Below are 15,284 nucleotides of genomic sequence, written 5' to 3'. Positions count from 1 at the left end.
GTCAGGCGTCGACCGGGCTGTCTGTTTCGATGAACCACTTCGCCGCCGTTTCGACCATCGGGCCGATGTCCGTGTACTGCGGCTCCCATCCGAGCACGCGCCGCGCTTTGTCTGCCTGCGCGTACAGCGCGGGCGGGTCGCCCGCACGGCGTGGCGCATGCACCGCGCTCACGGGCTTGCCGGTTGCGGCGTGCACCGCGCCGAGCAATTCAAGCACCGAGGTGCCGCGGCCCGTCGCGAGGTTGAAGGCGCCGCTGTCGCCGCCTTGCCGCAGGTGAGACATTGCGCGCAGATGCGCATCCGCAAGATCGTTGACATGCACGTAGTCGCGCACGGCGGAGCCATCGGACGTCGGGTAGTCGGTGCCCATCACGTTGAAGGCGGGACCTGTGCCGAGCGCGGCGCCGATCGCGAGCGGAATCGCGTGCGTTTCCGGGTCGTGACGCTCGCCGATCTCACCTTCTGGATCGGAGCCCGCCGCGTTGAAGTAACGCAGCGCGATCCAGCGCAGACCATATGCGCGCTCATAGTCGGCGGCCATGCGTTCTGTAATGAGTTTCGTGAAGCCATACGGGTTCACCGGCTGCTGCGGCGTGTCTTCGGTGATGGGCAACACGTCAGGAATGCCATAGGTCGCGCAACTCGACGACAGTACGATGTGCGATACCTCGTGACGGCGCATGCCGTCAAGCAGGGACTGCGTACCGCCAACATTCACGCGGTAATAGCTCGCCGGGTCCTGCATCGACACGCCCACATACGCGAGCGCGGCGAAGTGAATCACGATGTCGGGCCGATGCGTCTCGAATGCGGCGTCGAGCGCGTCGGCATCGAGCAGATCGCCGACGCATAGCGGGCCCCACTTGACCGCATCCGCATGACCCGTCGAGAGGTTGTCGAAAACGATGGGCGTATGACCCGCACGCGCCAGCATCTTGCACGTGTGGCTGCCGATGTACCCGGCACCGCCGGTAACGAGTGCTTTCATGATCAGCACTCCTCCGCGAGCGGCGTGAGCCACAGTTCGGCGCTGAAATAAGCGATTGTCGACGAGAGTCCTTCGCGCAGCGGAATCTGTGGTTTCCAGCCGAGCAGCGATTGCGCGATGCCGATATCGGGGCGACGCTGCTTCGGATCGTCGATCGGCAGCGGCTTGTTCGCGAGCGTCGACGACGTGCCCGTGATACCGATCACCAGTTCCGCGAGCTCGCGCATCGAAAATTCGCCGGGATTGCCGAGATTGACCGGACCTTGCGGCGCTTCGGGCGCGCGCATGATGCGGAAGAAGCCTTCGACCAGATCGTCGACGAAACAGAAGGAGCGCGTTTGCGATCCGTCGCCATAGATCTCCAGCGGATCGCCGCGCAGCGCCTGGACGACGAAGTTCGAGACGACGCGACCGTCCTGCGGGTCCATGCGCGGACCGTAGGTGTTGAAGATACGTGCGACACGCACATCGGTGCCGTACATGCGGCGGTAGTCGAAACACAGCGTTTCCGCGGCGCGCTTGCCTTCGTCATAGCATGCGCGCGGACCGATGGGGTTCACCTTGCCGCGATACGACTCCGTCTGCGGATGCACTTCCGGGTCGCCATACACTTCGCTCGTCGATGCCTGAAAGACGCGCGCGCCGGTGTCATAGGCGAGATCGAGGCAGTGCTTCATGCCCATCACGTTGGTGAGCATCGTGTGAACGGGATCGACCTGATACGTCGGCGGCGATGCCGGGCAGGCGAGATTCCAGATTTCCGAAGCATCGATCTGCGGAAGCGACACGGAGATGTCAGCGTCGATCAGCGTGAAGTAGGGCGATGCTCTCAAATGCGCAATATTGGCCCGTCGCCCAGTCATGAAGTTGTCGACACAGACGACGTGCTTGCCTTCGCGCACGAGGCGATCGCACACGTGACTGCCCAGGAACCCGGCGCCCCCTGTAACAATCGCAAGCGGCCGATCATTCGTTTTGCTAAATAATGTCGTAGTCATTGTGGCCTTTCTGATTTTGATTTCTTGTTCAAGTGTTTGGTCCATCTAAATGATGGCCATCGACCGCTTGCCCCGCCTTCCGATTCGCGCGACCCGCAGACGAATATTCGACCTACAAATATAGGGACTCTGTTGTGCTGCGCACAAATTACCAATGGTTGAATGACGACAACGTTTGGCGGTAAAAATTGCACCTCTCGACGCTGGCGCACTCTTTTGCCAAAACGTTCAGTTCCGGATGAGCTGCGTCGTGACGAATCGGACTGCTGGATCAACAGTCCTTGGACATGGACTGCTGCCTGCGAGAACAGGGAAGCGGCGAGACACCCAAGCGCGATGGGCAGGCCCGGCTATCGTGCTGCAGCCGGCCACGTATCGCATTGATCAACCAAGGAGATTGGCATGTGCAAGAAACTGTTCGATTGCCGCCTTCGTCGCTCCGTTCTCGGTAAGCGCAGCGCACGCTCGGGATACGATGGCCAATCAGACGGTGTCTGCATCTCAAACGCAGTTCAAGGCGCGGCGTCGCCGCAACGAGCGAAGCTGAGATCCCCGTGCGGGTAAGGATGTCGTTGGCTTGCTGCAGCGACGAAGCGTACGGGATCTCAGTGCTGGCGAGTGCCTTGTCGACTGGATCGGACGCGCACGAGAGTGGTTGGCAGGGGGCGTAGCAGAAGTAGTTTACGTCTGGACAACCTGCTTTCCCGGCAGGTCCGTATTCGCGGTACGCTTCGCGATTCTAGTCACGCGGTTCGCCAAACATCTCAAACGAAACGCGACATACCGGCCCGAAGCCAAGTCTGCGATAGTAAGCCGTGAGGCATGTAGAAGCAGAAAAGGTGGGTAGGCCCTCCTGTATCGCCAACTAAAGCAGCGGTGTCATCGATCCTAGGTACTTCGGCGATTTGCACACACTGGAGAGATACCCGCGCGTGTCCTTCGTTTGCCGAGTGCGAATACCGCCATCCCGTCGTGTGATACGAATAGTCGCCTGTTCCTGAAGTATTCAACGGCAGGTAGCGACACAGTCGCGCCGCGATCACCATGTTCGGCCTTTGCTTGCCGAAGCGATATCCAGAAGGCGTGGGCGTTGGCGATCTCGTAAGCCAGGAGACGCCCTTGGCGATAGTAGTGACGTGTCGGCGTGAGCACTACGGGTCCGTCGGGGAGGTCACTTCTCACGAAGACCGGCCCGGTGACAGCGGAGTCGCCATTTTGGTCAATCATATTGCGCAGGCTTTTCGAAACAATGCGGTCGATCATCTGAATCTCTGTGCGCATTGCAGTCACCCTCCAGAATGCCGGACACTTGAGCATGATCCGATTGCGATCGACTCATCGCCATGCCGGTCAGCCATCACGCGTCCTTGATCAAGCCAAGCACAAGGATGGAGCCGCCGAATGCCATGCTCGATATTTCGAAGGCGTGTTGGATATGGGGATGTCCAAGCATGGGCAGCGCGCTGAGACACTCACGAGATAACCCAGCGTTACGTCACCGTCGCGGGTGCCGAAGCCGCACTTGGTGGTCAGATCAGCCACATACCTGTGTACCTTGCGAGACGAGTGTGGCGAGCAGCGCAGCACCGGGCACCTCCCAATGTAGGGGATGTCGACTGGGCTGATCAGGCTGCCGTGGAGGGTGCGCATGGCGTCACCGATGGGGCCGGCACCGCGTTCGATGTCCGCACCGACTTTAGTCTTCATAGCTTGCGCGGCGACCGGCACCGAATCGCTTTACTTCTACGAATCACCGGGCGGCCGAGTCCAATCCAGGACTTGTCCACAGGCTTACGCACGAAATCTGTGGATAAGGCCGTCTGATGGCACGGACCCGATGAGTAGCATATTGCGGCTAGATCGTCTCCCGTAGATCGTGAAGACACGCTTCGAAACCACTTTGAGCATCTTCGCCGACGCTCCGGTCTCAGTCTTCCGAAACCAGCCATGATGCGTCGGTGACTCCCTCCGTCGCAACGACGTTCAGAGATCTGCTTCGCCCCTGAAACAGCCGTTCAACCTCCGAGGTTGTGATTTGAAAGCGCTTGGCCGTATGGATCACCAAAAATAAGTCGCCTTCACGCCGAACGTGCGCGGCGCTGCGAACGCATAACGGTACGAGTCATCGAACGTGTATTCCTCGGCGGCCGTGAACACGCGCTGATTCGTCACGTTGCGGACGTACGCCATCAGCTCGACGTTCTTGCGGTTCGGCATCCAGGTCGCCGAGAGGTCGGCGGTCAAATACGGCTTCTGATAATCATCGGCGTAGTTGTAGATCGTGAAGTGCTGACCGCTCTGGAGTTTCGCGTCCACGCGGCCGACAATGCGCCCGGCCGTGGTCATCCACGCATGTTCGAGCCCCAAGCCGACCGTGAACGCCGGGCTCTGCGGCGGTACCTTGCCGGCGAGTTGCACGTTCTGGCCGCTGCCATCGTCGACGGCGAAATCGGTGAAGCGCGCATGCAGCCATGCTACCGAGAGCGTGAGCAGGCCGACCGGATCGACCAGCGCGCGGATATCGGCGTCCGCGCCATAGATGCGCGTGCGTCCGGCATTGACAATGCTCGTCCCTGTGCGCCCATCCGCGAACGGCACGAGTTGGGCGATCTGCTGGCCCGAATAGTCGTAGTCGAAGATGCTCGCGTTGATCTGCACGCGCTGCGAATTCCACAGCGACTTCGTGCCGATCTCGATACCTTTCAGCGTTTCCGGCGCATATGAACCCGACGAAGAAAACCCGCCCGATTTGTAGCCGGTGTCGTAGCGCACGTAGGTCATCATCGCCGAGCTGGGCGCGTACTCAGCCGCGAAGTGCACGGTCGGTTTCGACCATGAACCGGCGTCGTCCTGCGGCACGTGCGTATAGACGAACGGAGGTTCATTCGAATTCGCGAAGAAGTATTCGCCATCGCGGCTCTTCTCGTCGCAGGTCACGCGCATGCCCGCGGTCAGTCTGATCCTGTCGGTCACCCAGTACGACGACTGGCCATAGGCCGCCGTCGATGTCGTGCGGATGCCGTACGCGAACGCGAGCGTGGGCAGATAGACACCGTCGTTGAACGGCGATTCGTTCGCGCTGTACAACGACGACGACTCGTGGAAGTACGAGACGCCCGCTTGCCACGACCACCGCCCATCGCCGAGCGAACTCACGCGCACTTCCTGATTCAGCGTCTTGGGAAATTCGTTCTGGCGGTACGACACAGGCTCGGCGAAGCTCGGGCTGCTGTTCGCCGCATGACGCCAGGTCAGGTTGTCGTAGCTGCCCGTATAGCTCAGTTCGACGCCCGGAAAGTCGTACGCGATATGCAAGCGGGCGAGCGTATCGTCGATGCTTTGCGATTGCGCTGTCGCATAGGTGAACATGCGGGGATCGGCCGGGAAGGGCGGCTTGTCGTGCGAAAGGTTGCCGTTCGCATCGTAGATATAGGGAATATCGAGCGAGACCGGGCCGACGCCCTTCAACGTGGTCTGTTGCGCGGTGAACAGTATGCGCAGATGCGAGGTCGGCTCCAGGGCGACGGATAGACGCCCGGAGCGCGTGTTCTCGTCGTCGCCGTCGGATTGCGGCGCATTACTCAGATAGCCGTCGTGCCGGCGTGAGATGGCCGCCACGCGAAACTGCAGGACGTCGTTCACCGGGACGTTGATCATAGCCTCCAGATTGCGTGTTGCGTAGTTGCCGAGATCGCCCGATGCACGGCCCTCGAAAGCGCGCGAAGGTTTCGCCGTCACGATATCGACGATGCCGCCCACCGCGTTGCGCCCGTACAGCGTGCCTTGCGGACCGCGCAGAACGGAGATGTGGTCGAGATCGTAGAGCGTGCCGCTCAGTGCGTACGGGCGGTTGTTCGAGCTTCCATCCGTCACGACGACCACGGATGGATCGCCGATCTCGGTCGTATCGCGGCTGGAGATGCCGCGAATGGTCAGCACGGGCACGACGGTCTGCACCTGCGCGTAGTTGAGATCGGGCGCAATCGTGGCGAGCGACTTGATATCGCGCACGCCCGTGCTGTCGAGAAAGGTATTGCCATAGACGCTCATGGCGACCGGCGTGCGCTCTTCGGGCGCGGGCTGCCTTTCCGCCCTGACGATGATCGGCTTCAACTGCTGTGTGCCCGGATCGCTTTCATCGGCACGAACGCCGGGAGAAAGAACGACGCCCAGGAAAAGCAGGCGCGCCGCCGTCGCGGCACGGCGGCGATGAACGACTTCGCTACGCGGGAAGAACATGACAATCGCAGTCAGGATGCAGCACAACACCTGCGATTGCTACGGAGGCTGTCGGACACTGCTGGCCGTCCCGCTCCCCAGAGGGATGTCGGCGGGGTGGAAAAATTTACTGCGCGAATGCGCCGGAAAGCGACGAATTATAACCTTCGCCGCGCATAGTTGTGGTACGGCGTTCCAGCGACGCTCAGCGCTTCTTTGCCTCTTCGAGACACGCCGCCAGCTTTTCGAAATACGTCAGCGCCTTGCGCGTCGGCGCGACGGTCTTGATGCGTAGATCGTCGCTGCTTTCGTCGACGGATACGAGACCTTGCTTCTTCAGGCTCGTCAACTTGCGATGCACGGTTGCCGGCGCGCCCGCGATCGACAGCGCCATCGTTTCCGTAACGGTCAGCGTATGCCCAGCATGCCACGACGCCGTGAGTGCTTCCAGCAGGCGTTCCTCGGCCGCATCGAGCTTCGGCACTGAAGGCAGTGCATGGACCGCCTGAGCCAGATTTAGGAAGCGGAAATAGGCATCGAAGACGCTCTTTTTAGCCATTTATCACCATTGAGAGGAGATGATTCTATCTTAGCATCGCCGAAAATTTGGCGGCGGAACGACGCGCGCTGGTATTTATCAAATTGATAAGTACGTGATAATATCATGCGCAAAGTGAAAGCTTGGAGAGAACCTGAATTCTTCTTCTGCCCGAGCCACCATCAGGGGCACGAACGTGGCTCAACGACGCGACTTCACCTACATCACAGCGCATTTCATCGAGCAGGAAATCGATCATCTGGCGAGGATGATCCGCTCGCGACACTGGCACCGGAGCGCCGCATGGCCGGTGTCGTACTGGCGTGAGCGCATCGAGGAACTGCGGCGGGCGCCCGCCGTGTCACCCGTTCAACAGGCGGAACTGCTCGCGCTGCTCGATGAACTCGAGCGAATCGCGGCAAGGCTCGATTCCCCTTCGAAGTACGGCGAGATTGCGCAGATCGATGCACGAGCGGCCGGCGCGCCCATCGGCAAGGCGTAACCACCACGCTCGTCGCCGGTCGCGCCCGCGAGGTTCGAAAGCGATTTCGAAAGGGGCTGCGGTAACATGCGAAACCCTTCGTCGCGCAATCGGCACGCCACGCCAATGTCTTCCTTTCAGCTTCGCTTATGCTCCGTCGTCGGAACGGCACTCGTCTTCATCGGCTCGCTCTGGGTCAACCAGGAGATCTTCACGCATACCGAGTTCGTGCGTGGCGTGAACTGGATCTACCTTCCCGCCGGCATCCGGCTGCTCAGCACGCTCCTGCTCGGCGCGGACGGCGCGCTCGGGCTGCTACTCGCGAGCTGGGTCGTCGACTTCTTCTACTTTTTTCCCAATGATCCCGTGAGATCGTTCGTCGGCGGCATAATCGCGACTGCCGCGCCTTATGCCGTCTATCGCCTGGCGCGCGAGATGTACGGGCTGAGCGCGTCGCTGTCGAATTTGACCGCGGGCAGACTGATGTTGCTCACCGTTGCCTACGCCATAGCCGGTCCGCTCTTGCACAACATCTGGTTCTGTCTGCAGGGCGACACGCACGACTTCGCGTCACGTTTCTTCGCGATGTTCATCGGCGATCTCGCGGGGACCGTCATCGTCATCTATATGCTCAAAGCGGCGCTGCATTTTCTGCCGGTGCCGCGCGGTCCGCAAGCGGACCGCCAGTCGGGCAGTTAGCCGGCCCCCGGCTTTCCCCGGGGTGCCATGGCTTCTCTCAGGTTCTGGGTTCTTTTTGCCCGTCACGGTCGCCACTGTACCACTTGCTTATCAATTTGATAAGATAGCGATGCGAGATGCCCGCAGGCCGACCGGCAAAACAACAACATCATGACGATTGCCGAACCTTCTGTGACCAACGAAAGCGCGGTGAAGACAAATGCGTGGGAGATCGACGACCGCTACGCGCAGCGGCTCACACCGCAGATCGCGCTGTGCTTGCGAAGCATCATGGCGCGCGGCGACTTTCTGACAGTTGAATTCGACGGCACGCAGTTCATCACACAACTGCTCGACGTCAATTCGCGCGGCGCGCACTTCATCTTCGATTTGGGCAGCACGCAGCGTGGCAACCGCGAGCTCGTCCTCGCTGGCGAGCTCACGTTCCGCAGCCAGCCGTCGGGCATTCGCACCCGGTTCGTGACGGGGCGCGCCGTCGCGATGACCTTCGAAGGGCGTCCCGCATTCGAAGCGCCGTTTCCCGAACTGCTTCATTACGTGCAGCGCCGCGAGTACTACCGCGTCGATACGCCGATGTTCGATGCGTTCATCGCCAGCGGGGCCAATGACGCGGGAGTGGCGTTCCAGTTTGAATTGCAGGACTTGTCGCTCGGGGGCGTGGCGCTGCGCGCGCGGGACGCGGACTTCGGTTCGCTCACGCCGGGCACGATCTGGAACGACGTCAGGCTGCAAGTGGGTGGGCTCGGCGCGGTGATGGTGGATCTGGAGATCGTCGCGCCTCGTCAGGTCGTCACGCCAACTGGCGAGCGCCGCGCCGTTCTGGGCTGCCGGTTCCTCGATCTGAAGGGATATGCGGGACGTGTGCTGCAGCGTGCGATTACGCAGCTGGAAATGCATCGCAAGGAGCGCGCGGCGCGCATCTGACACGCGCCGCTACGGCTCGGACTATTCGAGCTCCGCCGGCTGCCACTGGCTGACCAGCTGGTGCCACTGGGCCCTTCCAGTTCAAGGATGAAAGTGACGGTCGTGATGAAGGTATAGATGCCTGCCAGCGCCGCTCTTGCGATGTTGAACGAGTAATGACTCGCGACTTGCTTGACAACACAATTCCGCGTGGATGAGATTATCGCGCTCGCGCCGGCAGTCATACACCATCGCTCCCGCTGGAGTAGCAGGTTCCCGTTTCCGCGACACGAGAGTCATACCTATAAAGCCTACTTGACTAAATTTTGATCTCACATCTACTATGCGACTAACATATCAGTAGCATACGGAGACGTGATCAATGGATATCAGCCGGCAGGGTCACGGCCAGCGCCAGATCGTCGCGGTTCATGGGATTCAAGGCACGCGCGCGGTGTGGCGACCACTCACTGAATCCATGGACGACGAATTCAGCTTCGTGCTGCCGAATCTGCGCGGCCGCGGCGCGGCCACGCGCGGGACTCGTTCCGCCGATTACTCCCTCGAAGCGTTCGCCTGCGAACTCGCACAGGCCATCGACTCCTGCACACGTGGCCGGCCGTACTGTCTCGCGGGATGGAGCATGGGCGTCAGCGTGTCGCTGGCCGCGTTGCCCCTGCTTGCGCACCGTCCCGAGCGGCTGATTCTGATGTCCGGCTCGCCGGCGCTGCGTGCGCTGCGATGGTTTCATGCGCCCGACGGCGCCTCGCTCGAAGCCGAAATTGCCGCGCGCGAAGCGCGCCTCGGACTTATCGACGCGGCCGATCACGGTGCCGTCGCATGGACCTGGCAGGCGATCCGGGACACGGATCAACGCGCAGGCCTCGCGAGTATTAACATCCCGGCGCTGATCCTGCACGGCGCCGACGACAACGAAAGTCCCGTCGAGCACGCGCAATGGCTGCTTGAGGGACTACCTGACGCGCGACTCGAGATCATCGCGGACGCGGGCCACAGCATTCCCACTTCCCACACCGCTGAAGTCGCCGCCTCGTTGCGGCGCTTCCTCTTCACCTGAGGCTTATTACGGAGTGAACCGTTGAGAACCGATGACCTCATCCACTTCTGTGCGCCGGCACGTCTGATCATGGAGAAGGGCGCGCGCGCCCGACTACCTGGGCTCATCGCGCATCTGGGATATCAGCGCGGCGCGCTCGTTACTGACACTTTCTTCAGCAGACGCACGCCATGGGTGCGGGAGTACGTCGAGTCGGCCGCAGCGCTTGGCGTAGTCACGCACGTCTTCGAGGGCGGCCTACCCGATCCGACCACCACGCTCTGCGACGACGCCACGCGCGCGCTGCGTGACAGCCTCGATGGCGCGCCCCTCGACCACGTGATCGCGCTCGGCGGCGGCAGCAACATCGATCTGGCGAAAGCGCTGTGCGTAACGCTGCGTCACGGCGCGCCAATCCGTGATTTCCTCGGTGCGCGGGGCCCGCTCGAGGCGCTGCCGCTGTTCGCCATGCCGACCACCGCTGGTACCGGCTCGGAGGCAACCCCAGGCGCAATTCTCATCGATCCGGCCAACGCGACCAAGGTGGCCGTGATGGACAACGCGCTGCGCCCGCAGATCGCGCTGATCGATTATGAACTGACCATGACCTGCCCGCCGAATGTCACCGCTGATGCAGGCATCGACGCGCTCACGCATGCCATCGAGTCCTATCTCACGATCGACTCCGCGGCCTATGACCGTGCGGGTCAACCTGACCCCGTCTATAGCGGACGCTCTTCGCTGACGATGCTGTTCGCACGCGAATCCATTCGTCTGTGCGTACGCTATCTGAAGCGCTGCTTCGACGACGGCGCCGACGAGACCGCGCGCGCCGCGATGTGCCAGGCGAGCGTCTATGCGGCGATGTCGTACGGCAGCGCAGGACTTAACGCCGTGCATGGCATCGCGTACGCGGTCGCGGGGCTCACCCATCGCTCCCACGGCACGACCAACGCGGTCATGCTGCCTTACGCGCTCGGCGCACTGAAACTCACGCGCCGCACCGAACTGCTGGACATCGCCGCCGACTTCGGCATCGATACCCAAGGTGACGCCGATACCGTCATCGGCCGCCTGTGCCGAACCCTGCGCGATCTGATCGCCAGTGTCGGCATTCCCACCGATCTGCGCGAGCTCGGCGTCGAAGAGTCAGCACTCGCGACGCTCACGCGCGACGCGCTCGGCGTGACGCGCCTCGCCAGCGCCTTTCCGGTAGCAGACGCCGACGCGGCCTACGCGGATATCGTGCGCCGCGCGTGGACCCGCGACCTCGGGAAAACCCTGTCCGCTCAAAGCGATGCGGTGCTTGACTTAACGTGACGTCCAACTAATATGTCAGTTGTGTAGTACATGAATTCAGGAGACACATCATGATGACCGAACGGCAACGCGAATTCCGCGAGAACTACAAATCGAATATCAGCCCGCTGTACAACGGCCTGCTGCACATCTCTGTGCTGTACTGCGCGGGCATCGCCGCAATCTGGTATTGCGCGAACCATCTGCACGCCGCGACTTGGGAATGGCTACTCGTGATCCCGGTCTTTCTCGGCGGCAACTTCGTTGAGTGGGGGATGCATCGCTTCGTGATGCATCGTCGCATCGACGTGTTCGCGCTGCGGGCCATCTACGAACGGCATACCCGCGAGCATCACCAGTACTTCACCGATTCGGAGCCGACCATCGACACGACGCGCGAATTCCGCATCGTGTTCTTTCCGTGGCGCGTGCTCATCACGCTCGGCGTGTTCGGCACCATTCTCGGCACGGTCGCGTCACAAATATTCAATCCGAACGCCGGATATATCGTGTTCCTCACGATGGTAGGCCAGTACCTGCTCTACGAGTCATTCCATTACTGCTGTCACGTGCACGACAACTGGTTCGTGCGAAACATGCCGTTCATCAACACGATCCGCCGTCATCACACCGCACATCACAACATGGGGATCATGATGAAGTACAACATGAACCTCACGTTCCCGATCGCCGACTGGGTCCTCGGCAGCAGCGACCTGCGCCGCGGTTTCTTCGGCACGCTCTTCAACGGCTACAGCGAGGAGCACGTGAAAGAAGAACTACGCCCGGTGATCGCGAAGTTCAAGCGCGATCAGTCGCGCGTCACGCTCGACGGCCCTGATCTCACCGAAGACGAACGTCGCGTGATGACCGCGATTTGACCAGCCCCGCATTTCGTTCCTCGATCCCACCCCCTCGCCAGGCAGGAGTTCAGCACAACCCGAGCACGTTCAATCATTCCGCGAGCAAGGTACGCCGCAGAGCACGCCTCGCGATACATGGAGAGAGACAATGGAAATGCTTTCACCGGACGCCGTGGCGATCCGACACGGCGTCGCTGCGCGCCTGGAACGACTGCCGCTGACGCGCTATCAGCGCTCGATTTTCGCCGTGATTGCCACGGCATGGCTGTTCGACTCGATTGATCTTGGCATCATGACTTTCGTGCTCGGTTCGATCAGGGCGGAATTTCATCTGAGCACAGCACAAACCGGCTTGCTGGGGAGCGCGAGCTTCCTGGGCATGCTCGCGGGTGCGGCGATAGCGGGCGTGCTCGCCGATCGCTTCGGGCGCAAACCAGTGTTCCAGGTGAGCATGATTTTCTGGGGTATCGGCAGCCTGCTTTGCGGCTTCGCGCACGATGTCACGTGGCTTATGGTGTGCCGTGTACTGCTCGGCTTCGGCATGGGAATGGAATTTCCGATTGGACAATCGATCGTCTCCGAGATCGTGCCTGCGAAGAATCGAGGACGCTACGTCGCGCTGCTCGAGGGCTTCTTTCCGATCGGCTTCATCGCGGCAGGTGTTGCGACCTACTTTCTGCTTCCGATGGTCGGCTGGCGCGGGATTTTTATTGCGCTCTCGGTACCGGCTGTGTTCGTCTTCGTGGTGCGACGCGCGGTACCCGAGTCGCCGCGCTGGCTGGAGAGTGCGGGCCGCATCGTCGATGCAGATGCCGTCGTCGCAAAAATGGAAGCACGCGTGAAAGCCGCACTCGGTGGCGCCGAGTTGCCCGCGGTCGCGCCGGTGACGAAGGTCGCGCCGCCTACGCATGCCACGACGGGGAAGACGAGCATCGCGCAACTGTGGACCGGCGGCTATGCGCGCCGTACGCTCATGACGTGGACGCTCTGGTTCTTCGCGCTGCTCGGATACTACGGACTGACGACATGGTTGGGCGCGCTGCTGCAGGGAGCGGGTTATGAGGTCACGAAGTCGGTGTTCTATACCGTGTTGATTTCGCTCGCGGGCATTCCGGGCTTCGTGACCTTCGCGTGGCTGATCGAAGCATGGGGACGCAAGCCTTCCTGCGTGTTGACGCTGATCGGAAGCGCCGCGTTCGCGTATCTCTACGGGCAGGCGGCGGGTTCTCACGCGCCGGTCGCGCAGCTGATCGCAGCGGGCGCGTGCATGCAGTTTTTCTTCTTCGGCATGTGGTCCGTGCTGTATGCGTACACGCCGGAGTTGTATCCGACGCGTGCACGCGCAACCGGATCTGGATTCGCCTCGGCGATCGGGCGGCTCGGCTCGCTGCTCGGGCCATCCATCGCGGGTATCGTGCTGCCGCTAATGGGGCAGAGCGGCGTCTTTACGCTGGGTGCGGTGTCCTTTCTCATTGCGGCGCTGGCGGTGCTGACCCTCGGCATAGAGACGCGCGGCAGGGCGCTGGAAGAGGTCTCCGTGTGACGTTCGTGCGGCCGTGCGTGCAGATGCAACTGCTATACAATATGTATATCCGATGATTAATTTTGCAGGTTCATCCATGGCTGAACGCATCGTCGCACGCAAGAGCGCCACCCACCCAAAGACCGCGCGCACGAAGTCGTCCACGCCGGCCCGTGCGCCGCGCCCCGGCGCGAAAAAGCCGGTACAGCGGGAAAGTCTCACCGAGCAGGCCTATGCGCAGATCGAGGAAGCGATCGTCACACTGCAGATCGCGCCTGGCACCACGGTTTCCGAATTGTCGTTGAGTGAGATGACCGGCATCGGCCGCACGCCGATCCGCGAAGCCATCCAGCGTCTTGCCCGCGAACATCTGGTTTTGATCCTGCCACAACGCGGCCTGCTCGTGCCGGAGATCGACGTCAAGAAGCAACTCAAGCTGCTGAAGACGCGACGCGAAGTGGAGCGCCTCGTCTGCCGCAGCGCCGCACGCAGCGCTACGCCGCAGGAGCGCGAAGTGTTCGCGCAACTCGCCGCCGAGTTCACCGAGGCCTCAAAGGCCAACGACGATGTGAGCTTCGTGCGGCTCGACCGCGAGTTCAACGAACTGTGCCTCATCGCGGCTCGCAACGAATTCGCAGAAGCGTCCATGCGGCTAATGCACGGGCTCGCGCGCCGCTTCTGGTACGTCCACTACAAGCAGGCCGCCGATTTGCCTGAAATGGCGCGTCTGCACGGCGCGGTGGCTAAAGCCATTGCGGACGGCGACATGGATCGCGCTGGCCAGGCGCTCGATGCGCTTCTCGACAATATCGAGGAGTTCACGCGCGCGACGCTGGTCGAAATCTGATCGATCGGTCATGACGGCATGGCGGCCCGTCCGGACGCTCCCCGACGCTCATCGCGGCGGCGGCTCGGCCGCGTCGCTCACCTTACGCGCCTATCGGCTGCTCGAGGAAGCGATTTTCACGCAGAGCATCGCGCGCAGCTCGAACGATCAGACGATCAGCAGTCGACCATTCAAGATGCCTTTTCCAATTGCGCGCATTCGGCCGTCAGTTAGGAGCTCTTTCCCCGGATCGTAGCGTCAAGACCCGAACGCCTTTTTGCGTCACAGCTACGGTGTGCTCAAATTGCGCTGACAGTCGCCCGTCCCGTGTGACCACCGTCCAGCCGTCGTCTTCAGTTCGAATAGAGGTCGACCTTGGTTAATCATCGGTTCGATCGTGAACACCATGCCTTCTTGCAACAGCAAGCCCGTGTTCGCTTTCCCCAGTGCAGTACTTGCGGGTCCTCGTGCATTTCACGCCCGATGCCATGTCCGCAATACTCTCGTACGACCGAATAGCCGTGTCTGCGGGCGTGCCGTTCGATGGCATGACCTACGTCGCCAAGTCTGGCTCCAGGGCGAACGGCCTTGATCCCTTTCCACATCGCTTCATAGGTCACTTGTACGAGCCGCTTGGCTATCGGCGACACCTTTCCGACAAGATAGGTCTTGCTGGAATCGGCAATATAGCCGTTCTTCTCCAGCGTGATGTCGAAATTGACGATGTCCCCGTTTTGCAGGATTTCAGTCGCGGATGGAACGCCGTGACAAACAATGTTGTTACGTGAAGAATTGAGCGCGTAGGCGTGCTTACGTCCGGGTTTGTTTCCCCTGGGTGCCGGAGTCCGGCAGACCCGCGTCGGGGAGCACAACCGCGTCGTCAGTGGCGTCG

The 15,284-nt window shown here is 61.4% G+C and carries 12 protein-coding genes and 1 pseudogene; 8 read left to right on the top strand and 5 right to left on the bottom strand.

Annotated features, from left to right (window positions below; all coding sequences use genetic code 11):
* Position 1: 1 nt before the first annotated feature.
* From galE to ACEN42_RS42670, 4 genes are all read right to left on the bottom strand, one after another.
* Positions 2-988, bottom strand: a complete 987-nt coding sequence (gene galE, locus ACEN42_RS42685) for a UDP-glucose 4-epimerase GalE (RefSeq protein WP_371885190.1) — start codon at positions 986-988, stop codon at positions 2-4.
* A 2-nt stretch (positions 989-990) separates the two neighbouring features.
* Positions 991-1,986, bottom strand: coding sequence for a UDP-glucuronic acid decarboxylase family protein (locus tag ACEN42_RS42680; RefSeq protein ID WP_371885189.1), 996 nt, complete (start codon positions 1,984-1,986; stop codon positions 991-993).
* Positions 1,987-4,044: 2,058 nt separating this feature from the next.
* A complete protein-coding gene (locus tag ACEN42_RS42675) occupies positions 4,045-6,225 on the bottom strand; it encodes a TonB-dependent receptor (protein WP_371885188.1) in 2,181 nt (726 codons plus the stop codon).
* A 184-nt stretch (positions 6,226-6,409) separates the two neighbouring features.
* The gene (locus ACEN42_RS42670) at positions 6,410-6,763 is read right to left on the bottom strand and encodes a winged helix-turn-helix domain-containing protein (RefSeq protein ID WP_371885187.1); all 354 of its coding nucleotides are present in this window, start codon (positions 6,761-6,763) and stop codon (positions 6,410-6,412) included.
* Between the two features lie 175 nt (positions 6,764-6,938).
* Between ACEN42_RS42670 and ACEN42_RS42665 the strand changes: the two genes are divergently transcribed.
* The 8 genes from ACEN42_RS42665 (at position 6,939) to ACEN42_RS42630 (ending at position 14,413) form a co-directional block, all read left to right on the top strand.
* The gene (locus tag ACEN42_RS42665) at positions 6,939-7,244 is read left to right on the top strand and encodes a hypothetical protein (RefSeq protein WP_371885186.1); all 306 of its coding nucleotides are present in this window, start codon (positions 6,939-6,941) and stop codon (positions 7,242-7,244) included.
* Between the two features lie 105 nt (positions 7,245-7,349).
* Entirely contained in the window at positions 7,350-7,922 is a 573-nt protein-coding gene (locus tag ACEN42_RS42660) for a hypothetical protein (protein ID WP_371885185.1), read from the top strand.
* A gap of 150 nt (positions 7,923-8,072) precedes the next feature.
* A complete protein-coding gene (locus tag ACEN42_RS42655; RefSeq protein WP_371885184.1) occupies positions 8,073-8,846 on the top strand; it encodes a flagellar brake protein in 774 nt (257 codons plus the stop codon).
* 361 nt (positions 8,847-9,207) lie between these two features.
* Entirely contained in the window at positions 9,208-9,903 is a 696-nt protein-coding gene (locus ACEN42_RS42650; protein ID WP_371885183.1) for an alpha/beta fold hydrolase, read from the top strand.
* 21 nt (positions 9,904-9,924) lie between these two features.
* Positions 9,925-11,202, top strand: a complete 1,278-nt coding sequence (locus ACEN42_RS42645) for an iron-containing alcohol dehydrogenase (RefSeq protein ID WP_371885182.1) — start codon at positions 9,925-9,927, stop codon at positions 11,200-11,202.
* A gap of 50 nt (positions 11,203-11,252) precedes the next feature.
* Entirely contained in the window at positions 11,253-12,062 is an 810-nt protein-coding gene (locus ACEN42_RS42640) for a fatty acid hydroxylase family protein (protein WP_371885181.1), read from the top strand.
* Positions 12,063-12,192: 130 nt separating this feature from the next.
* A complete protein-coding gene (locus ACEN42_RS42635) occupies positions 12,193-13,587 on the top strand; it encodes an MFS transporter (RefSeq protein WP_371885180.1) in 1,395 nt (464 codons plus the stop codon).
* A 76-nt stretch (positions 13,588-13,663) separates the two neighbouring features.
* Positions 13,664-14,413 carry a GntR family transcriptional regulator gene (locus tag ACEN42_RS42630; RefSeq protein ID WP_371885179.1) on the top strand — a complete coding sequence of 250 codons (750 nt, stop codon included), beginning with the start codon at positions 13,664-13,666 and terminating at the stop codon, positions 14,411-14,413.
* A 205-nt stretch (positions 14,414-14,618) separates the two neighbouring features.
* On the opposite strand, the pseudogene map reads toward ACEN42_RS42630, so the two are convergent.
* A pseudogene (gene map, locus ACEN42_RS42625) lies at positions 14,619-15,201 on the bottom strand (type I methionyl aminopeptidase); the annotation flags it as partial.
* Positions 15,202-15,284: the final 83 nt, after the last annotated feature.

It is taken from the genome of Caballeronia sp. S22 (assembly GCF_964261745.1).
Classification (GTDB): domain Bacteria; phylum Pseudomonadota; class Gammaproteobacteria; order Burkholderiales; family Burkholderiaceae; genus Caballeronia; species Caballeronia jiangsuensis.
This window is presented reverse-complemented; position numbering and strand designations above follow the sequence as displayed.